This is a genomic window from Flavobacterium sp. LS1P28, assembly GCF_003970335.1.
Taxonomy (GTDB): Bacteria; Bacteroidota; Bacteroidia; order Flavobacteriales; family Flavobacteriaceae; genus Flavobacterium.
On sequence record NZ_RYDI01000015.1, the window covers coordinates 1 to 21300 of the forward strand.

At 35.6% G+C, this 21300-nt stretch carries 17 protein-coding genes and 2 pseudogenes; 9 read left to right on the forward strand and 10 right to left on the reverse strand.

The window, feature by feature from the left end; all coding sequences use genetic code 11:
• Nucleotides 1-207 (forward strand): annotated as a pseudogene (locus EKL97_RS11555) (DNA/RNA non-specific endonuclease); the annotation flags it as partial.
• Between the two features lie 379 nt (nt 208-586).
• Here EKL97_RS11555 and EKL97_RS15710 read toward each other — a convergent pair.
• Genes EKL97_RS15710 through EKL97_RS11570 form a run of 3 tightly spaced genes read right to left on the reverse strand, consistent with a single transcriptional unit; the run spans nt 587 to nt 2229 of the window.
• Nucleotides 587-763 (reverse strand): hypothetical protein, encoded by a 177-nt coding sequence (locus tag EKL97_RS15710; RefSeq protein ID WP_197037193.1) that lies wholly within the window; start codon nt 761-763, stop codon nt 587-589.
• On the reverse strand, nt 750-1460 hold the full coding sequence (locus tag EKL97_RS16045; protein WP_317125240.1) for a DUF5675 family protein: 711 nt from the start codon (nt 1458-1460) through the stop codon (nt 750-752). Before EKL97_RS16045 ends, EKL97_RS15710 begins: the two co-directional genes overlap by 14 nt.
• Nucleotides 1461-1473: 13 nt before the next feature.
• Nucleotides 1474-2229, reverse strand: coding sequence for a hypothetical protein (locus EKL97_RS11570; RefSeq protein ID WP_126568924.1), 756 nt, complete (start codon nt 2227-2229; stop codon nt 1474-1476).
• A 1177-nt stretch (nt 2230-3406) separates the two neighbouring features.
• Here EKL97_RS11570 and EKL97_RS11580 point away from each other — a divergent pair.
• From EKL97_RS11580 to EKL97_RS11600, 5 genes are all read left to right on the forward strand, one after another.
• Nucleotides 3407-3931, forward strand: a complete 525-nt coding sequence (locus EKL97_RS11580) for a hypothetical protein (protein ID WP_126460088.1) — start codon at nt 3407-3409, stop codon at nt 3929-3931.
• Between the two features lie 78 nt (nt 3932-4009).
• The gene (locus EKL97_RS11585) at nt 4010-4357 is read left to right on the forward strand and encodes a helix-turn-helix domain-containing protein (RefSeq protein WP_126568926.1); all 348 of its coding nucleotides are present in this window, start codon (nt 4010-4012) and stop codon (nt 4355-4357) included.
• Entirely contained in the window at nt 4357-5649 is a 1293-nt protein-coding gene (locus tag EKL97_RS11590) for a type II toxin-antitoxin system HipA family toxin (protein WP_126562206.1), read from the forward strand. The genes EKL97_RS11585 and EKL97_RS11590 overlap by 1 nt, the downstream gene beginning before the upstream one ends.
• 9 nt (nt 5650-5658) lie before the next feature.
• Nucleotides 5659-5838 (forward strand): hypothetical protein, encoded by a 180-nt coding sequence (locus EKL97_RS11595; protein WP_126460079.1) that lies wholly within the window; start codon nt 5659-5661, stop codon nt 5836-5838.
• Nucleotides 5839-6003: 165 nt separating this feature from the next.
• Nucleotides 6004-7788 (forward strand): DUF885 domain-containing protein, encoded by a 1785-nt coding sequence (locus tag EKL97_RS11600; RefSeq protein ID WP_126568927.1) that lies wholly within the window; start codon nt 6004-6006, stop codon nt 7786-7788.
• 110 nt (nt 7789-7898) lie between these two features.
• Here the strand turns inward: EKL97_RS11600 and EKL97_RS16100 are convergent.
• From EKL97_RS16100 to EKL97_RS11625, 5 genes and pseudogenes are all read right to left on the reverse strand, one after another.
• A pseudogene (locus tag EKL97_RS16100) lies at nt 7899-8129 on the reverse strand (IS3 family transposase); the annotation flags it as partial.
• Between the two features lie 94 nt (nt 8130-8223).
• Nucleotides 8224-9690: a Na+/H+ antiporter NhaC gene (gene nhaC / locus EKL97_RS11610; RefSeq protein WP_126460073.1), complete on the reverse strand. Its 1467-nt coding sequence runs from the start codon at nt 9688-9690 to the stop codon at nt 8224-8226.
• A gap of 204 nt (nt 9691-9894) precedes the next feature.
• The gene (locus EKL97_RS11615) at nt 9895-11508 is read right to left on the reverse strand and encodes a glycoside hydrolase family 3 protein (protein WP_126568928.1); all 1614 of its coding nucleotides are present in this window, start codon (nt 11506-11508) and stop codon (nt 9895-9897) included.
• A gap of 167 nt (nt 11509-11675) precedes the next feature.
• The gene (locus EKL97_RS11620; RefSeq protein ID WP_126568929.1) at nt 11676-12950 is read right to left on the reverse strand and encodes an MFS transporter; all 1275 of its coding nucleotides are present in this window, start codon (nt 12948-12950) and stop codon (nt 11676-11678) included.
• Between the two features lie 26 nt (nt 12951-12976).
• Entirely contained in the window at nt 12977-14506 is a 1530-nt protein-coding gene (locus EKL97_RS11625; protein WP_126568930.1) for a glycoside hydrolase family 10 protein, read from the reverse strand.
• Between the two features lie 236 nt (nt 14507-14742).
• Between EKL97_RS11625 and EKL97_RS11630 the strand changes: the two genes are divergently transcribed.
• Both EKL97_RS11630 and EKL97_RS11635 read left to right on the forward strand, forming a co-directional pair.
• Complete coding sequence (locus tag EKL97_RS11630) at nt 14743-17658, forward strand: FAD-binding and (Fe-S)-binding domain-containing protein (RefSeq protein WP_126568931.1); 2916 nt, start codon at nt 14743-14745, stop codon at nt 17656-17658.
• A gap of 236 nt (nt 17659-17894) precedes the next feature.
• A complete protein-coding gene (locus tag EKL97_RS11635) occupies nt 17895-19814 on the forward strand; it encodes an amino acid permease (RefSeq protein ID WP_126568932.1) in 1920 nt (639 codons plus the stop codon).
• 32 nt (nt 19815-19846) lie between these two features.
• Here EKL97_RS11635 and EKL97_RS11640 read toward each other — a convergent pair whose 3' ends face one another.
• The gene (locus EKL97_RS11640) at nt 19847-20038 is read right to left on the reverse strand and encodes a hypothetical protein (protein WP_126568933.1); all 192 of its coding nucleotides are present in this window, start codon (nt 20036-20038) and stop codon (nt 19847-19849) included.
• 30 nt (nt 20039-20068) lie between these two features.
• On the opposite strand from EKL97_RS11640, the gene EKL97_RS11645 reads away from it, so the two are divergent.
• Nucleotides 20069-20728, forward strand: coding sequence for a M15 family metallopeptidase (locus tag EKL97_RS11645; protein WP_126515643.1), 660 nt, complete (start codon nt 20069-20071; stop codon nt 20726-20728).
• 4 nt (nt 20729-20732) lie between these two features.
• Here the strand turns inward: EKL97_RS11645 and EKL97_RS11650 are convergent, their stop codons facing one another.
• Nucleotides 20733-21299: a hypothetical protein gene (locus EKL97_RS11650; protein ID WP_126460051.1), complete on the reverse strand. Its 567-nt coding sequence runs from the start codon at nt 21297-21299 to the stop codon at nt 20733-20735.
• Nucleotide 21300 lies beyond the last annotated feature (1 nt).

The window sequence follows — 21300 nt, forward strand, 5'->3', positions numbered from 1 at the left end:
GGTACCAATGATGTTGGCAGAGTAACTACAAGCACTCGTGTAATTGCAGTTAATACTCCTAATATAAACACTACAGGTGCATGGGGAACCTACCGTACAAGTGTAGATGCAATTGAAGCCGCAACAGGATATGATTTATTGAGTAATTTGTCTACTTCAATTCAGTCAACTATTGAAGCAACGGTTGATAACGGACCAACAAAATAATTTTTATTGAAATCAGGGTATTAAAAATCCTCGTAAGTTTTTAAGGCTTCTGAAAAACATACCTTATTACAATAAAGAGTTGCTTTTAGAAAAAACGCTTGTTACGGATCTTTAAGATACTATTACAAGCGTTTTTCTTTTTGTAGCTGTTTTTATTGTAAAATTTATTTCGCAACATTTCTTCAAGTGGCTAATTCTCGTTGCTATTTTTTTTAAAAATTGCTTGTCTCTTTTAATTAACATCTTCTGTAACAATTAAAAATAATCTTTTTATTTTTCGCCACGATAATTAACTGCAAAAAATAAACTAAAAAAAAGCCTGATCTCACGACCAGACTTTCAAATAAATTCTAGAAAAGGTTACCAAGCCAAACTCCAATTATTTTTTTTTAATTTTTGTCAATCCTTTTAAAAGGAGCGAAATTAGGAAACTAATAATAGCTCCAATTACCGCTAAGATAATCGTTTTTAGAATATCTTCAGAAACAATATTTGGCATCACACTCAATAAAGTTCCGGACGCGGTTCCAATTGATAAAGTGTTATTTGATTCCATCTCGCGGTAAATATTGATTGTCTTTTTTCAACCGATTGGTGATGGCCTGCTCTCGGTTGGCCTCATCGTCTACCGTAATTTGACTGATTACCGAAATGACACCTCCCGCAAGGGCTGCATATCCGGCAATACTGACAAAAACTACTGGTAATGTTACCGGAGCTGCAATGATACTGCCACTGATGGTCAATAAAGCCAATCCAATACTTCTCAAAACCCGGAAGAACTTCGGGGTAGGTGCTTTTGCACGTTCAACTATATTCATAATTTCTTTACTTGTTTTAAGCCTTATCATCCTGAGCGGAGTCGAAGGATTAGATTGGATTAATATTTTCGCTTCTTCATTATTGGCCAAAGCTGTATTAACTATAGCTTTCAGCTTTTCTAACGCTTTTCGGGAAGAACTTCCTCTTCCTATTCCAGTGTGCAGTGTTACAGTTGCGATACAGCCCAATAACTCTTTCTTGGCGTCATTGGCGGGATGGATTAAGATCAAATCTCTTCCCGGAACATTTTTCAAATGCAAGTGCCATTGGAACTTGGGGCTAAATCGTTTCTGCAAAACATATTCTCCTTCGGGAATACAAGAAATACGCTTTTGGTTTCGCAACCAGGGCAATTCGATGGTATAACAAACTAAGGTGCCGTTCCATTCTAAAGCCCCTTGCGTTCCCTCAGGGAAATACGTCCTATTCAACACTAAAACCATCTTACAGACCGCTCACTTGAACCAAAGCCAATGGATTGAAAGAGCCATTTTTCAACGGATACATTCTACCATTTACCTCTTGAAAGAATTCAAGGCCTAAAGCCAAAAACAATGGTTTTGTGCTGCCCGGAGTAACCGGATTGACATGATTGATAGCAACAGTTTGATTCGAATCCCAAGGTAGAATATCCGTTTCCGAAGTAGCAACGACAAAGGTTTCTGCTTCAAAATCAATTTCCGCACCTGCTGATATGATTTTGAAATGAGTAGTTCCACTTGCAGCCGCAATCATGTTCGCAGGTACAAACGGCAATAAATCAACCATAATATCACCCGTAGCACGGTCAATCGTCCCCACAAAAGGAGCAAATAAAGCAGTGCCCAGCTTTCCTCTAATGTTGAATTCGAAACCGGCAAGTAATTCTGCCTCACCATCAATAACATTTCGCAATCCACGCTCACTTACCATATCCGCTTGGATCACTTTAATCATGGATTGAGTCAATCGGCTCACCATTCTGCTGTCAGCAGAATTGATAAGTAACGTTCGTAATGCCGTTCTCAAAGTTTTCCCTGCCTTTCCAGCTCTTCCAAATTCGGAGCCATTTTCACGCGTTCTCTGGAACGCAGGATCGCTCGCAATTCTGCTCGCATCGATTCCCCCTTTTTCTCTGGCCAAATGGCCGTCTTTGGTTTTGTAAAAAGTAATATCACCAATAGTACCTTTCAATTTAATAATACCCTTCTGTCTTGCCATAATTTCTAAAATTTAGATTAAATTTTTACTTAAAACTCGTCAATCATCATCCTGTTGCAACATTTTTCGATTGATTATGAAACAAATTTTAGCCAATTAAACCAAATAAAAAAGACACCACAGTTCCATGTGTCACTTTCCGACACAAATGGCACATATCGACATAAATAACCATTTACGCCCATCATAAATGGAAACAAATCGCCGCTTCTGAACCAAAGCTTTTATTTATTATTTTTATTGAGTGCCAGAACTTGAGTCATAGAGGTTTCTAGTTAGGCAACGCCCAATCAAAGCCATAGATAGAGTATGAGAACCGAAAATAAGAGATTGTGTATCTATCCAAAGGATATACAACGCATAACCGGAAAGAGTTATCGTCAAAGTATTAGACTACTACAAAAAATAAGAAAAGAGCTCAATAAGCTCCAGAATGAGTTCGTGTCAATCGAGGAATTTTGCCAATACACGAGCCTAAAAATTGAACAGGTTGAACCTTTGATAATTGGATAGAAATTGTGTTTTAGGCAACTAAATTTTAAACTTTACTAGTTCAAAAAATACTACCTAACCTGTTCAAAATATTATAATTAATCACTAATTCAAGCAAAAAAAATCCTATATTTGAGTAATTGAAATTTAGAACAATTTGCTAACATATTGAGAGGTGTCAGTTGAGGTGTCACTTAAAATAAAAGCTTTCCGAAGCCTTATTTTACGGGACTTTATAAAAACAAACAAATCCCTCTTTCTCCGCCAGTAGAAAAACAAATGGTATCAAAACCCCGTAAATCTTATGATTTACGGGGTTTTTGCTTTTACGTATTATTCAAATTATTCATCTAATCTCATTCTTAACGAGACAAAATCGAGACCCTACAATAATTCAAAAATCAGGGTCTCGCTAAATCAACTTGAAAATTTCAAACAACCTGTTCAATGGCTAGTTTATCACTAGTCCACTATTTAAACATCTTGTTTGATATCCTTTAGAAATCTAAATTGAATACTAATTAAAAGGCTACCGCAATGAAAACAAAAGTATCTATTCTCTTTTACGCAAAGAGAGCCAAAGCTAGTGTAAACGGTCTAGTACCTATCTACACTCGAATTACTGTAAATGGCTAAAGAATTGAATTGAGTAGAAACAGATAAATGGTCCACGGAAGCTGGCAAAATGAAAGGCACTTCTAATATTGTACCATATAAAGGTACTCCTCCAGTTGCAAGACCTATTGTAGTATATGGTGAATCCGAAGAAGTACTTATTCCTAAAATAGAAAGCATAATCGAGCACTACAAAATTTTTGATCTAAAAAACACCTGTATTTTAGAAAGAGATTATAACTTAAGGAATCTGTTATCTCGAAAAAATATAAAGGTAGAATCGGATTTCATTCTGAGTTTGAAAGGGTTGAAAAAAGAATGTGTGATTTGGTCAACATATATTCCTTTAGAATTTGAAAAAGAAGCATTTGAATTTGCATACACTATTATTACGAGGACATCAGGGGTGCTAATCATTGTAATTACTGAACAAGAGGTATGTAAAAAAGTTTTAGGCCTTTTAAATCAAGAAAGAATCATTTTCTGGGATAAAAATTCGGAAGACAAATTTAAATCCTTTTGTGAAGAATATGTACCGATGGAAATTTTAGATGAAGATGAAGACCAAAACATTCTTAATGAAATAGTCTTTTAAAGTTATTTATTGAGTTTTTCGTTAAAATTAGCTATATTTGTATGACACATCAGTCATTAAATCATAAATAACTACTTTATGAATGATACATCATACATAAACTGGATAGCAATGAGCGATAACGCTTTAGCACAAACCATCGGTGCTTTTGTTAAACACCATCGCTTATCGCAGAACAAAACGCAGGAAGAGGTTGCCAGAGCCGCAAATATAAGCCGTTCTACACTCAGCTTACTAGAAAAAGGGGGAACAATAACAGTCCCAACCTTGCTACAAGTATTAAGAGTATTAGACCTTCTCTATATTATGGAGGTTTTCAAGATACAAGAACAAATAAGTCCTATAGAGTTAGCTAAACTAGATCAGCAAAAAAGACAACGAGCGAGAAACAGTGACAATGATTCTAATAAAAAATCAGATTGGTAATGATAACAACGGCATTTGTTAAAATATGGAATGAAACGGTGGGAGCTGTTGCTTGGAATACAGAAACGGGAGTAGCTAGTTTTGAATATGAGGCAAAATTCTTGGCGAAAAACTGGGATTTAGCCCCATTAAAAATGCCTGCCAATAATGCTCGTGGACGTATTTTTACTTTCACAGAATTAAAAGAAATTAAAACATTTAAAGGACTTCCTGGATTGCTGGCAGATGTATTGCCAGATGATTATGGAAACCAATTAATTAACAGTTGGCTGGCCCAAAATGGTCGACCGGAAAACAGTATGAACCCTGTTGAAATGCTTTGCTTTATAGGAACCCGTGGTATGGGTGCGCTTGAATTTGAACCTTCCCAATTTAATGTCAATAAAAGAGCTTTTGATATAGAAGTGGATAGCTTGGTAGCCATCTCTCAAAAAATGCTGTACAAAAGAGAAGGTTTTACAGCCAATCTAAACCAAAACGAGCAAGAAGCCATGATGAACATCCTTAAAATTGGAACCTCAGCTGGTGGTGCTCGTCCAAAAGCCATTATTGCCTATAACGAAAAAACAGGACAGGTAAAATCCGGACAAACAAATGCCCCAAAAGGATTTGAACATTGGTTAATCAAACTTGATACGGTAAGCGATGTGCAGTTTGGTGCAAGTACTGGCTATGGTAGAATTGAAATGGCTTATTATCTGATGGCAAGAGCAGCCGGAATTGAAATGATGGAATGCCGTTTATACGAAGAAAATGGTAGAGCGCATTTCATGACGAAACGTTTTGATAGAGAAAATGGCGATCAAAAACACCACATACAAACGTTATGCGCAATGCAACACTATGACTTTAACCAAATAACGAGTTTTAGTTACGAACAGTTGTTTCAAACCATGCGTTTATTAAAACTACCGTATCCACAAGCGGAACAGTTATACAGAAGGATGGTGTTTAATGTAATAGCACGCAATTGTGATGACCATACAAAAAACTTTGCATTTCGACTAAAGAAAGAGGGTGATTGGGAACTTTCTCCTGCTTATGATATTTGTTTTGCCTATCGCCCTGATAGTGATTGGGTAAGTCAGCATAACTTAAGTATTAATGGAAAGAGAACCTATATTACCAGAGAAGATTTACTGACAGTAGCAAAATCAATGAATATAAAAAAGGCGAATACTATCATCCAGCAAATTGATCAGGCTGTGAAAAGATGGTACGAATTCGCTGAAGCCGCAAATGTGGAGAATAAAATGAAAGAGAGTATTGCTAGATCACATCTAATTTTATAAGTAAAAAACATGTTTGCAGACAAAGTAATACAAACACTTACAGAATGTGATAAAAATATACTCTTCTATTTTGATGCAGATGGATCAAAAAAAGAAGAATTAACCGCTATTGAAGAAGCCGGTATAAAAGTAATAGAAGTAAATCAAAACTATTTTGAGTTAAAGTACAAACTGGAAATGGTATTGTAAATAATAGCGCTTTGAGGACAAACTAAATAATTGCAATAGTTAAAAAAATAAAACATAAATTAGCATATTAAAAAAAAAATTAACATAAATACCCTAATAACAGCCATTTAATCGAAAGACTAATCAAGCGTGTAGTATTAAATCATTTTCTAAATAATCCTTAATATGAATAAATTAAAATCTCTTCTTAGAAAAACAGCAGTCCTGCTTTTTGTTTTCACCGGCACAATTGTAATGGCACAAAAAAACTCAAGCAATGCTAAATTCGGCAAATTTCTAGATAATTATTACGAAGAAGGCTTGCTATTAAACCCATTGACAGCTACACAAAGAGGCGACAACAGGTACAACGATTTATTTCCGAACGATATCGCTGAACCCTACCTAAAAAAACAACACGACTTTACCATCGTGTATCAAAAACAGTTAGCATCGTTTGATAGAAACAAGCTGAATTCTTTTGATAAAATTTCTTTCGACATCGTAAGTCTCCAAATAAAGCAAGCCCTGGAAAGAGAAACATTCCATCTTGAATACATTCCCTTTAGCCAGTTTAGGGGCTATCCCAGTTCATTACCTTCTCTTGGTTCAGGAAAAAGTTCTCAACCATTTAAAACAGCGAAAGATTATGAAAACTGGCTCAAACGAATTGATGGTTTTACGATATGGGCCGATACTGCGATAGCTAATTTTAACAAAGGCGTTGCAATGAAAATGGTACTTCCCAAAGCCTTGGTGATTAAAATGATTCCGCAGCTGGAAGCTCAAATTGCGCCAGATACACTCAAAAATATCTTTTATGAACCCGTTCGGAATATGCCAAGCTCCTTTTCTGCAAAAGAAAAGAAAGCGATACGATTGGCCTATCAAAAGGCAATCAACACTAAAATAATCCCTACTTACCGAAAACTGGCCGATTATTTAAAAAATGTTTATTTGCCAAAATCCAGAACCACATCGGGCTACAATGATTTGCCCAATGGAAAAGCAATGTATGAATATTTTGTTGGAGTAAACACCACTACCAATCAAACACCGGATGAAATTTACCAAACGGGACTTCGAGAGGTGGAACAGATTACTAAAGAGATCGATGACCTCAAGATAAAAATTGGCTTTCAGGGAGACCGAACTGCATTTTTCAATCATGCCCTGACTGATCCCTCCTTTTTTCCTTTCACCACTGACGAAGAAATATTGGAAAGTTACAGAGCCATCCTGCCCATCATAGAGCCGAAGCTGAAAAAATTATTCAATATTGTTCCCAAAACAGCCTTCGAGGTGAAGGCAATTGAAAAATTTAAAGCGGCGACGTCGGCAGCCAATTATGAAAGAGGCACAACGGACGGTAGCAGACCCGGTTATTTTAATGTTCCAATCGTTGACGCTACTAAATTCAATAAGTTGGGGATGGACAATCTTTTTATACATGAAGCAATTCCGGGGCACCATTTTCAATTGTCCTTACAGCAAGAGAATCAATCCATGCCTAAAATCAGAAAATTTGCTGGCTATTCCGTTTTTTCTGAAGGCTGGGCTTTGTATGCCGAATCATTGGGTGATGAACTAGGATTGTACACCGATCCTTATCAAAAATTGGCTGCCTACAAATCAGAATTATTTAGAGCGATACGATTGGTGACAGACGTTGGATTGCATACCGGAATAATGACAAGAGAAGAGTCAATCCAATACATGATGGAAAAAGGGGGAAGAGAGCAGCAAGCTTCTGTTTCAGAAACAGAAAGATATATGGCAATGCCAGGACAGGCGCTTTCCTATAAAACAGGGGAATTGAAAATTTCGGAATTGAAAGCCAAATACATCAAAAGCTTAGGCAGCAAGTTTGAAATCAAAAAGTTTCACGATGCCATTTTGCAGGTTGGTTCCGTACCTTTAAATGTGTTTGAAACTTATATGGATAATTGGGCTTCTGAACAAAGTAACTAAGGAGAATATAAGTATTAATTGGGAAACAATAGTTTTTTTTAAACCTAACGAAGTTATTAAGTTGTCTTGTCCTGAATAACCGATACAGATTATTAGATAAAAATATTTAATTAAACACTTGCAAAAACGTTTTTGTAAGTGTTTTTTGTTTTATATGTCCTCATTTTAATTTGATTTTGTAAATGCATTTTGTTTGGAGTCAGCATGAAATTAGAATAATGAGGTCTTAATTCATTGTATATGCTGATTGATTCTTTTACAATTTGCTTCATAACTTTTAAATCTAGATTGTATTTGTCAATCATAAATTCCTGCTTTAATATTCCAGTTATTCTTTCAGCTACAGCATTTTCTTATTTATTTCTAAATCTAGAATTAGGTTTTGATGTTTTCTAAATCGATGATGAGAATTAGTGGTTACATGATAACTTTTATTTAGATAGATGTATTGTTCGCATCACTTTGTAATTGTCTTATTTTTATGTTGAAAGCAGCAAATAATAAAGTCATAAAAGGGCTTAAAAGATTAAAAAAGGCAAAAGGAAGATAGTCTAATGTTGGCACACCTAATGTTCCTGATTGGTACGCTCCGCAGGTATTCCAAGGAATTAATACCGAGGTTACAGTCCCGGCGTCTTCTAATGTTCTACTTAAGTTTTCAGGGGCTAAACCTTTATTTTTATAGGCTTTCGCAAACATTTTACCCGGAACTACAATGGCTAAATATTGATCCGAAGCTGTAATGTTTAATGCCAAACAGCTCCCTACGGTAGACGCAAATAAACCAAAAGTGGTGTGTGCTAATTTTAAGAGGGCTTTACTAATTGTTGCCAATGCGCCAATTGCATCCATAATGCCACCAAAAACCATTGCGCAAAGAATCAACCATATAGTTCCCAGCATTTTTTGCATTCCTCCAGAAGTAAATAAATCCGCAAGGGTTTCATTTGTAGTAGGAATGCTTACTTTAGTTGTTATGGCATCCATTATTCCTCTGTAACCGGATTGTAAAGTCATGTTGTTGACACCAGAAATTTGATTGATGATGTGAGGTTGAAATAGAATTGCAAATACAGCAGCCAGAAGAGTTCCTGCTAAAAGAGCAATTAGCGGTTCTGTTTTTTTTATGATTAATCCAATAACAACAGCGGGAACTATAAATAACCATCCCGAAACAGTAAAAGAACTTTCAATATCATTCAGCAGTGTTTTTATATCCACATCTCCTTTAATATCCACTGTCAAACCCAGAATAATAAACAAAATTAGAGTAATAATATACGTAGGAATTGTTGTTATCATCATATATCTGATGTGCGTAAACAAATCGGTTCCGGCCATAGCAGGGGCGAGGTTTGTTGTGTCTGACATGGGCGATAATTTGTCTCCGAAATAGGCTCCGGAAATAACGGCCCCTGCAACCATTCCTAAATCAAAACCCAATGCGCCACCAACACCAATTAATGCTATACCTACCGTAGCACTGGTGGTCCAGGAGCTTCCGGTAGCAATAGAAATTATAGAACAAATTAGCAATGTAGCAGGCAAAAATACCGTTGGACTCAAAATTTGTAACCCATAATAAATCATCGAAGGAATAATGCCACTTACCAACCAAGTTCCCGCTAATGCTCCAACCATAAGTAAGATCAGGATAGCGCCTACGGTTGATTTGATGTTCTCGGCCACTTCATCAATCATTTTTTGATAGGTAACCTTATTAAAAAAACCTATAATTGCTGCAACAGCTCCACCCAGCAGGAGTACAAATTGATTGCTTCCGCTCAAAGCATCATCACCGTAAACGAATACATTAAAACCTAGCAGCATGATGAGCGCTAGAACAGGAATCAACGCTTGTCCTATTGATAATTCTTTGTTTTTGTTGATTTTTATATCCATTCTATAGTGTTTGGATGTGCAATATAGATAAAAAAAAGCCTTATATCCTAAAGTGGCTGCTCTATCAGTTTTGGTTTTTTGTAGATTTTATTAGTAGAACTTTCAAATTAAATCATTCGGGATTTAAAATATTTCGGAATTTATTTTTTGGTTATTTTTCACAATCCGTAGTCCTTTTTAGAGAAAATCAAATATTTTATGAGTCTATTCAATAGTTGATATTTGCACCGGTAGAGCTCCTTTACACTCCATGTTTTCCAGTAATTGGTGTGCTGCTGTTTCTTGAAATTCCGAAAAATCCTGATACACTTGAACGATTCCTGCAGTAGCACTTAAGTTAGGAATTATCTGTAATGCGTACGGGTTTCCAAAGACATATAAAAAACACTTTTTTGAAATAAATAATTTTTCTAAATACTGCAATACAAAATCCTCTATATCAAAATTATTCATTGGTTTGGCTTTTGGAACAAACAAAGCAATAAGGATAGTATCAAAATCAAGTAGCAGTTCATCTAATTCATTCAGGGCTATGGTATCTCCTCTTTCATAGCAAAATTCAGGACAAGGCAATGCGGCCGATAAATTTTTAAAAAAAGAATTTTCAGTGTTTTTATACAGACTTATTTTGGCTAGATTCGCTCTGTTTTTTGCATCAAAAAGTGTAACGGTATTGCGGGTGTCTTTTATTTTAGTAATGCAATTTTGAGCAATTTTTGAGTTTAATTCAGAAGTGGTTTTAAAATCAAAAGCATTCCGGGAAAGATGCGGTAATTTAGAAGTTCCGTCTATAATACCTGCTTTTTGTTTGCATTTCCACAACCGGTTAAAGCTAGCTTCAATCCGTTCCGGAGTTGCGTTTTTTAGGATTTCCTGTATTCCTTCGGGTACGTTTTCGGCAAAGCACAAAATATCATTACCAGCATTAAAAGCTTCCCATTCCAGTTGCCCTTTTTGATCGTATAATTTAGAAACGCTGTGCATATTCAAAGCATCCGAAATCACTAAACCATCATAGCCCAATTGCTTGCGCAAAAGGGTTTCAATCACGGATTTTGACAGCGTTGCCGAAGTGTTTTTTCCTTCGTTCAAAGCAGGAACTGCCAAATGGCCAATCATAATCGAATCGACTTTGTTCTCAATTCCTTTTATAAACGGAACCAGTTCATTGGCTACTAATTCTTCGAGAGTTTCTTTTAAAATAGGTAATCCCAAATGCGAATCAACATTAGTATTTCCGTGTCCGGGAAAATGTTTGAGACAGCCTAAAACACCAGTATCATTAAGTCCTCTGAGATATTCCAGCGCAAAATTAGTTACTTTTTTTTTGTCTTGACCAAAAGAACGGTAGCCAATTACAGGATTATTCGGATTGTTATTGATATCCGCCAATGGCGATAAATTATAATGAATCCCAACTGATTTTAAGTCTAAACCTATTTGTTTGCCCACTTCATAAACCAGATTTTTTTTATTGTCAGGCAAAGCGCCAAGGGTAATCGCATACGGATATTGTGGTGTTTTTTCTACGCGCATAGCCAATCCCCATTCGGCATCAATACTCATTAATAACGGAGTCGTAGCACAATTTTGATATCTGATTATGAGTTCTTTTAAACGCTGAAAACTACCATCATTCAGGACTACTTTTTTTGTAGTTTCATAATTGGTTGCTGCACTGGCACGGCTGTGAAAAAAAGTCAATCCACCTATATTGTGCTCTTTTATTAATCGTTCGGTAGCCTGAATGTTTTCCTCAGTATCATTGATGAAAACGGCTGGAAAAAAAAATTGTCCTATTTTTTGTTCTATTGTCATTATAAAATGAATATGATGTTAATTTTAAACAAATAAGTCACGTAAGTCAAATTACACAGAATAAATAATTATTTAAAAGGGTTGTGAAAAAACAGTTATTTTTAAGAGAGTCTTACTTTCTTAAATAAACTTATATGACTTATATGTTTAAAAAAAAGCTAGTTTGTTTATTCTTGTTCTGTTTTCTTACCGAAATCGGCAGGAAAAATCAAAAAGCGGGATAAAATTAATCCAGGGATGGTTGCCAAAAACACCCAAATAAAGAAATTTCCATAGCCCAAATAGTCTTGAATAAATCCGCTCAACATTCCCGGAAGCATCATTCCTAACGCCATAAATCCGGTTGCAATAGAGTAGTGAGAGGTTTTTGATTCGCCATCAGCCACATAAATCAAGTACATCATGAAAGCCGCAAAACCAAAACCATAACCAAATTGTTCCGCAATCACCGTCGCATAAATATAGAAAACGGAACCGGGATGAAAATGGGATAATAGTATGAATCCTATTATAGGTAAGTGCATGGCTAAAATCATGGGTAACATCCATTTTCCTAATCCATCTCTGGAAATGGCAATACCGCCTAAGATGCCGCCCAAAGTAAGCGAAATCACGCCAAAAGTCCCATAGATAACGCCAACATCCTGTGTGGTTAAGCCCATGCCTCCTGCAGTTATAGGATCTATTAAAAAAGGAGTTAACATTTTTAATAACTGAGATTCTCCTAATCTGAATAATAAAATGAAAGCCAAAACTAAACCAATTTGTTTCTTTTGAAAAAAAGTAGCAAAAACAACTCCGAAGCTTTTATTTGGGACTGATTCCGTTTTTGCCTCTGCAATTTTTGTTTCAATTTTTGGAGTCGAAAAATAATTGTAAATGGTAATTACCGTCATAATTAATCCTACAATTACCATGGTGTAGGACCATGCTTTTTGTTTGTCTCCATATTCCTGTTCCAGATAACCAGCAATAACTACAATTAATCCGTTTCCGGTAAGCATAGAAAGTCTGTAAAATGTACTCCGGATTCCAAGGAAAAAGGATTGTTGGTCTTTCTCTAAAGCCAACATGTAAAAGCCATCACTGGCCACATCATTAGAGGCTGATGCAAATGCCGCCATCCAAAAAACAGCTAGACTTAGCATGAAAAAATTATTCATAGGAATGGTCAAGCCCACAATCAAAAATGCAACTGCAATCAGTAATTGCATGCTCAAAAACCATTTTCTTTTAGTCGAATAGAGGTCAATAAAAGGGCTCCACAGCGGTTTGATTACCCATGGTAAATATAGTAAACTGGTATATATACCAATATCCTCATTGTTGATTCCTAGGTTTTTATACATTATTACCGAAACCGAAATAATAATAGCATACGGCAAGCCTGAAGCAAAGTTTAAAACGGGAATCCAATACCAGGGTCTATTGTCTGTTTTCATTTAAGGCAAATTATATTCAATTAAAATTATAGTGTAAAATTGACAAAAGCAGCTTCACTTTCATTGCCATAAAAATCGATGAATGTAATGGCGCAGGAATTATTTTTATCTAATTTATAAGTAGGAATTACTATTTCAACTGGGTTTTTCTCATTGAAAGCAATTTTGTTGATGATTTGGCTCGGATCATTCACATCAATTTGTGTTTCAGATGTAGATCCATAAACCATCACATAACGCACTTGACTATTTTCAGGATAAGGAACATAAAAACTAGAAGAAATCGAATTTTTAACCAGTGAGTTTGCCCTTGGAACAGCGATTACTTTTTTGACAAAATTTGGAACAACGTGAGGAAGTGCAGGATATTTGTATTGGTTGTTTTCCAGTAATCGAGTCACACTTTGATTTTTGTTTAAAAATGATTTGGCACTAAAAAAAGCATTACCCTGAATATTTTTATATGATCTGGTAATGTCTATTTGGTTGGGGATTTCGTATGGATTATTCCATCTTTTGTCAGAGTCGGTATTGATTTTGTATGATCCGTTACCAATATAGATTGCCGTATTTGTTGAATTTTCAGACCACCAACGCAACAATTTCGAATAGGAAGCTTTAGGGTGATCCATACTCCAGTATAGCTGCGGAACAAGGTAATCAATCCACTTGTTTTCCATCCACGCTAACGGATCAGCAAATAAATCATCGTAATTAGTTTGCCCAGATTCCGTTTCGGAACCTCTTGGATCTACTGATTTATTTCTCCAGACACCAAATGGGCTGATGCCAAATTGCACCCACGGTTTGATTTTTTTGATCGATATTGAAACACTTTTTACAAAATCATTCACATTTTTACGTCTCCAATCCGCTAAACCCAATCCATCTCCATATTTTTTGAAAGAATCAGTGTCGTCAAATAATTCGCCTTTTATTTTATACGGATAAAAATAATCATCAAAATGAATGGCATCAATGTCATAATTTGTAACGACTTCTTCCACGACAGCTGTCAAATGATTTTGAACTTCAGGCAAAGCAGGATTGTAATAGTATTTACCACCATATTTTATCATCCATTCGGGATATTTAAAAAAATCGTGTTGAGGACTTAAAAGTGCAGTATTGTAATCCATTGTGGCTCGGTATGGATTCATCCAAGCATGAAATTCAAAACCTCTGGCATGCGTTTCAGCAATCATCCACGCTAAGGTGTCAAAATAAGGTTTTGGTGCCTGTCCTTCTTTACCGGTCAAAAATCGGGACCAAGGTGCTAATTGGGTTGGATAAAAAGCATCACCAACACTTCGAATCTGAACAATGACTGCATTATAATTTAATTTTTTATAAGCCTCTAAAATCTCAATATAATCTGCTTTTTGTTTGGCAACATTATCAGTACTCATTTTAGGCCAGTCAATATTCACCACTGTAGCAATCCAAACGGCTCTAAATTCATTTTTGGGATTTGTAGCGGATGTTTGTGCGTTACCAATCGAAAAAGATAGTAAAAAGAATAAAATAAGCAAAAGAGTGTGCTTGCGATTTTTCATTAGAGTATTGTTTATAAAGTATTCAAAAATAGTTTTTTTAGTGAAATTTACCCGATAAAATGGGTTTAAAATTCGACTTTTTTTATCAGCGCAATTTCTTTGCCGTTTTTTCAAAATAACATTAAAGAATACTTTACCTTAAATAATAAAAGGATTTGAATATTTCTTATTAGTTTTTAAAGTATACACCACTATATATTTATATTTGTGAAAATAACAGCAATTCACTCCACAATATGTCAATTACGCCTCCGTTACAAGAACTATCTCAATCATTAGAAGGCATTCTTTTATATGATGACCTTCATAAAACATTGTATGCCACTGACGCTTCGGCTTACAGGATCCTGCCGCTTGCTGTAGCGATTCCAAAATCAGAGGAAGATATTGTAAAAATTATTCGCTTTGCAGCAAAAAATAAAATTTCAATTACGCCTAGAACTGCCGGAACATCATTGGCAGGTCAAACTGTAGGTAGTGGAATAATCGTGGATGTTTCGAAACATTTTACAAAGATTGTTGCTTTTGATTCTATTAAAAAAACCGTTACCGTACAACCAGGAGTAATTCGGGATGAACTGAATTTATATTTAAAACCGCACGAATTGTTTTTTGGCCCCAATACTTCGACTTCCAATCGTTGTATGATAGGCGGAATGGTAGGCAATAATTCATCTGGAACTACATCAATTCGGTACGGAGTTACCCGAGATAAAATTGTGGAAATTAAAGCAGTTTTGAGTGATGGAAGTTCGGCAGTATTTAAAGAAATGACTTCTGCTGAATTCATTGAAAAAACAAAAGGGAACACGCTTGAAAGTTCTATTTACAAGACTATTTATGAGGAACTTTCGAACACAGAAAACCAAAAAGAGATTACAAAAGAATTTCCGAAACCTGAAATTCACAGAAGAAACACCGGATATGCAGTTGATTTAGTATTGAAATCGGAACTTTTTGGAGGAACCGAAAGCACTATAAATCTAGGAAAACTCCTTTGTGGAAGCGAAGGAACTTTAGCATTTACCACTGAAATTACGCTGAAAGTAGATCCGCTACCGCCAACAAATAATGTGATGATAGTGGCCCATTTTCATACCATTCAGGAAAGTTTAGAAGCTGTGGTTACCGCAATGAAACACCATTTGTACACTTGTGAAATGATGGATGACACCATATTAGATTGTACCAAAACCAACCGGGAACAGGCTAAAAATAGATTTTTCATTCAAGGAGAACCAAAAGCGGTTATCATGCTTGAAGTAGCCTCGTATCACAGTATGGAAGATGCTGAATTACAGGCCAATGCTTTGATTTCCGATTTAGAACGAAATAATTTTGGGTATGCTTTGCCAAAAATTTACGGAGCAGATATTGATAAAGTAAATGAGCTGAGAAAAGCAGGTCTTGGACTTTTAGGCAGTATTGTTGGCGACAATAAAGCGGCAGATTCTATTGAAGATACCGCTGTTGAATTGAGTGATTTGCCTAATTATATTGCTGAATTCTCCGCAATGATGGAGCGTCATGGTCAAAGTGCTATTTATTATGCGCATGCCGGTGCAGGAGAATTGCATTTGCGTCCGGTTTTGAATTTGAAAACAAAAGAAGGGATACACCAATTTAGAAACATCGCAACCGAAGTGGCTGTTTTAGTCAAAAAATATAGAGGTTCCTTGAGCGGGGAACATGGGGATGGTATTGTTCGTGGAGAGTTTTTACCTTTTATGATTGGAGAACAGAATTATGAATTATTGAAAAGAATCAAACATGCTTTTGACCCCAACACCATTTTGAATGTGGGAAAAATTGTAAACGCTTTCAAAATGGATGAAAATCTTCGGATGGAAGCGGGGAGAGTAGAACCGGAAATACAAACTATTCAGGATTTCTCTGATAGTATGGGGATTTTGCGTGCTGCGGAAAAATGTAATGGTTCTGGTGATTGCAGAAAATTACCTTCGGCTGGAGGAACCTTGTGTCCTAGCTATCGCGCCACGCGGAATGAAAAAGATACGACGCGAGCCAGAGCCAATGCGCTGCGGGAATATTTGACGCATTCAGAAAAAGACAATAAGTTCGATCATGAAGAATTGTATAAGGTATTTGAGTTGTGTGTGAGCTGCAAGGCTTGTGCCAGTGAATGTCCCAGTAATGTGGATGTGGCAGCAATGAAATCAGAGTTTCTGTACCACTATCAAAAAGCGAATGGATTTTCATGGCGCAATAAAGTATTTGCTTTTAATGCGAAATTGAATGGACTGGGGAGTATCACTCCAAAGTTTACGAATTTCATGCTGAACTTGCCTTTGGTAAAAAAAACGATGGGAATTGCCTCAAAAAGAGAAGTACCGCCTCTGGCTCAGCAAACCTTTAGAAAATGGTATGAGAAAAATTGGAATCAAGCACCAAGTGATTCTTTTGTAAACGGAAAAGTATGTTTGTTTTGTGATGAATTTACTAATTTTTATGATGTTTCAGTAGGCATTGATGCGTACGAGTTATTGACAGCATTAGGATATGAAGTAATTATGGTGGATCATGAGGAAAGCGGAAGGGCTTTTATCTCTAAAGGTTTTCTGGAAGAAGCCAAAGCAATCGCAAACATAAACGTAGCTGTTTTTTCGGATTATGTTACTACTGATTTTCCGTTGATAGGAATAGAACCTTCAGCGATATTGACCTTTAGAGATGAATACATTCGATTGGCTGACGATAAGGAAGGTGCTGAAAAATTAGCACAACATGTATTTACGATTGAAGAGTTTTTTAAAAATGAGATTACAAAAGGCAAAATTAATCCCGATCAATTTTCTGATGTTGCAAAAACAATAAAAATTCACGGACATTGTCACCAGAAGTCATTGAGTACTATGGAAGCAACTTTTGTAATGTTGAATGTCCCTAAAAATAGTTCAGTTACGATTTATAATTCGGGATGTTGTGGTATGGCTGGCTCTTTTGGTTATGAAAAAGAACATTATGAAATCAGCATGCAAATGGGAGAAGACACCTTGTTCCCAAAAATAAGAGCTACTGATGCAACAGTGGCTATCGCAGCAGCAGGAACTAGTTGCCGCCATCAGATTTTTGATGGTACCAGTAGAAAAGCCTTGCATCCGGTCACGATTCTAAAAAGCTGGTTGAAATAATAATTGCAGCTGTTTTTTAAAATTATTTTTTAATTAGATGAATAGCAAAATTTGACTTATTTACTATAAAAAAAAATTGATTTAACTTTTATAAAAAATAAATAAAAAAATAGTTAGAGAAACTCCATTAATTAAAATTGTTTTATACTTTTGAATTTTGAAGATAATTTGAACTATTTTCATAATTATAGCATACAATTTACAGTTTATTAATTTTTAATGATAAAGTTTAGTTTATGGCATCTTCAAGTTTATTTAGAAAAAAAACAGTACAAGATATTTTAAAACAGGTTGAAAAAAGAGATGCCGATGGCCATAATGCATTAGGAAAACATTTAACGGCGCGTGATTTAACAGCTTTTGGTATCGCCGCAATTGTAGGAGCCGGAATTTTCAGTACGATTGGTAAAGCTAGTTCTGATGGAGGGCCTGCAGTTATCTTTTTGTTCTTGTTTACTGCTATAGCCTGTAGTTTTGCTGCTTTTGCGTATGCTGAATTTGCATCGATGGTTCCCGTTTCCGGAAGTGCTTATACGTATTCGTATGTGGCTTTTGGAGAAATAATAGCCTGGATTATTGGTTGGGCGCTGATAATGGAATATTCTGTGGGGAATATAACGGTCGCCATATCGTGGAGTGACTATTTTACGGGTTTACTTGAAAGTGGCGGGCTTCACTTACCACAATGGGTTCAAATGGATTTTTTGTCCGCTTCCAGAGGTTTTGACGATGCCATTGCGCTAATGCAAGGTGGCAAAGAATTTGCAAACTTAAGTCCTGCTTTACAGGATGCTTATACAGCCTGGACGACTTCGCCGGTTATTGGATCGTTTCATTTTGTGGCAGATCTTCCTGCACTACTGATTATTGTTTTGATTACGGCATTGATTTACCGCGGAATGAAAGAATCTCGAAATGCGAGTAATATCATGGTGGTTGTCAAATTATGTATTGTTCTTTTAGTCATAGCGGTTGGTGTTTTCTATGTGGATACTGCAAATTGGGATCCTTTTGCACCTAATGGTGTTACAGGAGTTTTAAAAGGAGTTTCAGCAGTGTTTTTTGCTTACATTGGGTTTGATGCCATCTCGACAACGGCTGAGGAATGCAAAGATCCACAACGTGATTTGCCTAAAGGAATGATGTGGGCCATAATAATATGTACCGTTTTATATATTGCCATTGCTCTGGTACTTACCGGAATGGTGCGTTATGACCAGTTGAATGTAGGTGATCCCTTGGCTTTTGTATTTGAAAAATTAGACCTAAAATGGATGTCCGGAATCATTGCCGTCAGTGCGGTTGTGGCTATGGCAAGTGTTTTATTGGTTTTTCAAATGGGACAACCGCGTATCTGGATGAGTATGAGTCGTGATGGTTTGTTGCCAAAACGTTTCTCAAAAGTACATCCAAAATACAAAACACCATCGTATGCGACAATTGTTACCGGGTTTGTAGTAGCAGTTCCCGCTTTATTTTTGAATTTAACATTGGTTACGGATTTGTGCAGTATTGGAACGTTATTCGCTTTTGTATTGGTTTGTGCCGGAGTTTTAGTGTTACAAAACAGAACCGATATACCTCGCGGAAAATTTAAAACTCCTTATGTAAATTCAAAATTCATATTGCCAGTTTTGATTATTATGGGATTGGTGTTTGCTTTTGGTTACAATAAAAAAGGAACAATGGATTTTATTACCAATGAAACTCAAATCAACAGTTCATCCGCTATCATCACCTCGTTAAACAAAGAAGAAACCCAAAAAGTATACAATTATTTAGTCACTATTGATGCTAAAAACAGCACTGATGAAACGCCGGATTTAGAGCATTTATTACGCCAATATCAACAAGATGATGCAAAATATGCTGCTGTTATAGCGGGTTTGCCAATTGCTGATGCAGTGAAATATGAAAGCGGTTTTAGTTTATTTAAACACAAAATTCCAATGTGGATTTTCTTGATTGTTTTAGCTGGATTATCCGTTTGGTCTTTTAAATCAAATTTATCTTTGATACCGCTATTGGGATTGATTTGTTGTTTGTACATGATGGCTGAATTGAGTGTTTGGAACTGGATTTATTTTGGAATATGGCTTTTGATTGGATTGGTTATTTATTTTGGCTTTAGCCGAAAAAACAGCAAATTAAATTAAGAACACGAAAAAAATCTAAAACAGTCAGGGTCTTACGATGCATTTAGATCAATATTAGGAAAAACAAATAAGTCCTCTAAAAGCAATTTAGAGGACTTATTTGTTTTAGCGGATATCTTATAGATCTTCTTAATATAAAGCAATTGAAGGAAATCCAATTGCTTTTTCAAAAATGAAACGACTACTGAACGGATTAATTCATAGGTAATAATTGATACCGTCATTTTTTACTTATTTTTATAAAAAATAAACACATGATTTTTATAGTCAAACCACTTCTATTCGTTAGTTTTCTTTTTTGTATTGTTAGTTGTCAATCCCAAAATTTGATTTCTAAAACGGATGAAAAAAAGAATTCAATTAGCAATGATACGCTATTTGTAAATTTGAAAGAATACAGTCAAGATTTTCTGTATGATATGAAATACGCCACAACAGACAATTTCCTGAACGCAAAAGTATATGATTGCGCAGAATGTTTTTTGCGGTTAAAAACCATTCGTGCACTTGTTGAAGCCAATGAGAAGTTTATGGAAAAGGGCTATAAGATTAAAATTTTTGATTGCTATCGCCCTTTAGATATTCAGAAAAAAATGTGGGAAATTGTACCTAATCCTAAGTACGTGGCTAATCCTTCGAAGGGATCAATTCATAATAGAGGGGGAGCTGTAGACCTTACTTTAGTGAACAGCAGTGGAAAAGAATTAGATATGGGTACTGGTTTTGATTTTTTTGGAGTCGAAGCGAGTCATGATTATCCTACTGTTTCGCACACAGTAAAGGCAAATAGAAACCTGCTGAAAACAACAATGATTAGTAGTGGTTTTAATTCATTTGATTCGGAATGGTGGCATTATAATGTAAAATCAGGGTTGAATGACACTATTTCTAATACTAAATGGGAATGTAAATAAACTATTATTCGATACACTTTATCGTATTTATAAAGTAGGTTTCCGGATAGTAAATTTCGTTGTTTAATTCCGATTTAAATTCCTTTTTTATAATAAAATCCTCTGTATCAGTTAAATATTTGATGCGCATCATAGAAACTGGAGAACTTTTTAATTCTTCAAAACTATCCTTCATAAACATAAATGCTGCAGAATTGATCCGGTTATCGTATCCATTGTCATCACGAATCAAAGTGCCACAATCTTCTTGATCAGTGTGTATCAACGTAATTATTTTTCCGTTGTTGAGTTGTAAAAACAATTTTGAATTTTTATCAAAACAATTCGCTTTTATAAATCCCTTGCTTTTTTGGATAAATTGTATGTTTAAGGTTGGTAATCCATCCGTTAAAGCCAGTGAATAGAAAATATAGCTGGAGTTTCCGGCAAATTTTTTTTCACTAATCATATATTCTTTAGTTGATTTATAGGTTCCTATTGAATCAGTAACGTTTTCACTGTAATCACATGGTTTTTGTGCAAAAAGACTCAAACTGAAGAAAAAGAAAGTTAATGTAATTATGAATTTCATT

Excerpts from the sequence above, each read along its gene's own strand:
- EKL97_RS11595 (WP_126460079.1), top strand. The coding sequence starts at position 5,659 with ATGTTTGCAGACAAAGTAATACAAACACTTACAGAATGTGATAAAAAT.
- EKL97_RS15710 (WP_197037193.1), bottom strand. The coding sequence starts at position 763 with ATGGAATCAAATAACACTTTATCAATTGGAACCGCGTCCGGAACTTTA.
- nhaC (WP_126460073.1), bottom strand. The coding sequence starts at position 9,690 with ATGGATATAAAAATCAACAAAAACAAAGAATTATCAATAGGACAAGCG.
- EKL97_RS11630 (WP_126568931.1), top strand. The coding sequence starts at position 14,743 with ATGTCAATTACGCCTCCGTTACAAGAACTATCTCAATCATTAGAAGGC.
- EKL97_RS11600 (WP_126568927.1), top strand. The coding sequence starts at position 6,004 with ATGAATAAATTAAAATCTCTTCTTAGAAAAACAGCAGTCCTGCTTTTT.
- EKL97_RS11650 (WP_126460051.1), bottom strand. The coding sequence starts at position 21,299 with ATGAAATTCATAATTACATTAACTTTCTTTTTCTTCAGTTTGAGTCTT.
- EKL97_RS11620 (WP_126568929.1), bottom strand. The coding sequence starts at position 12,950 with ATGAAAACAGACAATAGACCCTGGTATTGGATTCCCGTTTTAAACTTT.
- EKL97_RS11635 (WP_126568932.1), top strand. The coding sequence starts at position 17,895 with ATGGCATCTTCAAGTTTATTTAGAAAAAAAACAGTACAAGATATTTTA.
- EKL97_RS11570 (WP_126568924.1), bottom strand. The coding sequence starts at position 2,229 with ATGGCAAGACAGAAGGGTATTATTAAATTGAAAGGTACTATTGGTGAT.
- EKL97_RS11590 (WP_126562206.1), top strand. The coding sequence starts at position 4,357 with ATGATAACAACGGCATTTGTTAAAATATGGAATGAAACGGTGGGAGCT.
- EKL97_RS11580 (WP_126460088.1), top strand. The coding sequence starts at position 3,407 with ATGAAAGGCACTTCTAATATTGTACCATATAAAGGTACTCCTCCAGTT.
- EKL97_RS11625 (WP_126568930.1), bottom strand. The coding sequence starts at position 14,506 with ATGAAAAATCGCAAGCACACTCTTTTGCTTATTTTATTCTTTTTACTA.
- EKL97_RS11615 (WP_126568928.1), bottom strand. The coding sequence starts at position 11,508 with ATGACAATAGAACAAAAAATAGGACAATTTTTTTTTCCAGCCGTTTTC.
- EKL97_RS11645 (WP_126515643.1), top strand. The coding sequence starts at position 20,069 with ATGATTTTTATAGTCAAACCACTTCTATTCGTTAGTTTTCTTTTTTGT.
- EKL97_RS11585 (WP_126568926.1), top strand. The coding sequence starts at position 4,010 with ATGAATGATACATCATACATAAACTGGATAGCAATGAGCGATAACGCT.
- EKL97_RS11640 (WP_126568933.1), bottom strand. The coding sequence starts at position 20,038 with ATGACGGTATCAATTATTACCTATGAATTAATCCGTTCAGTAGTCGTT.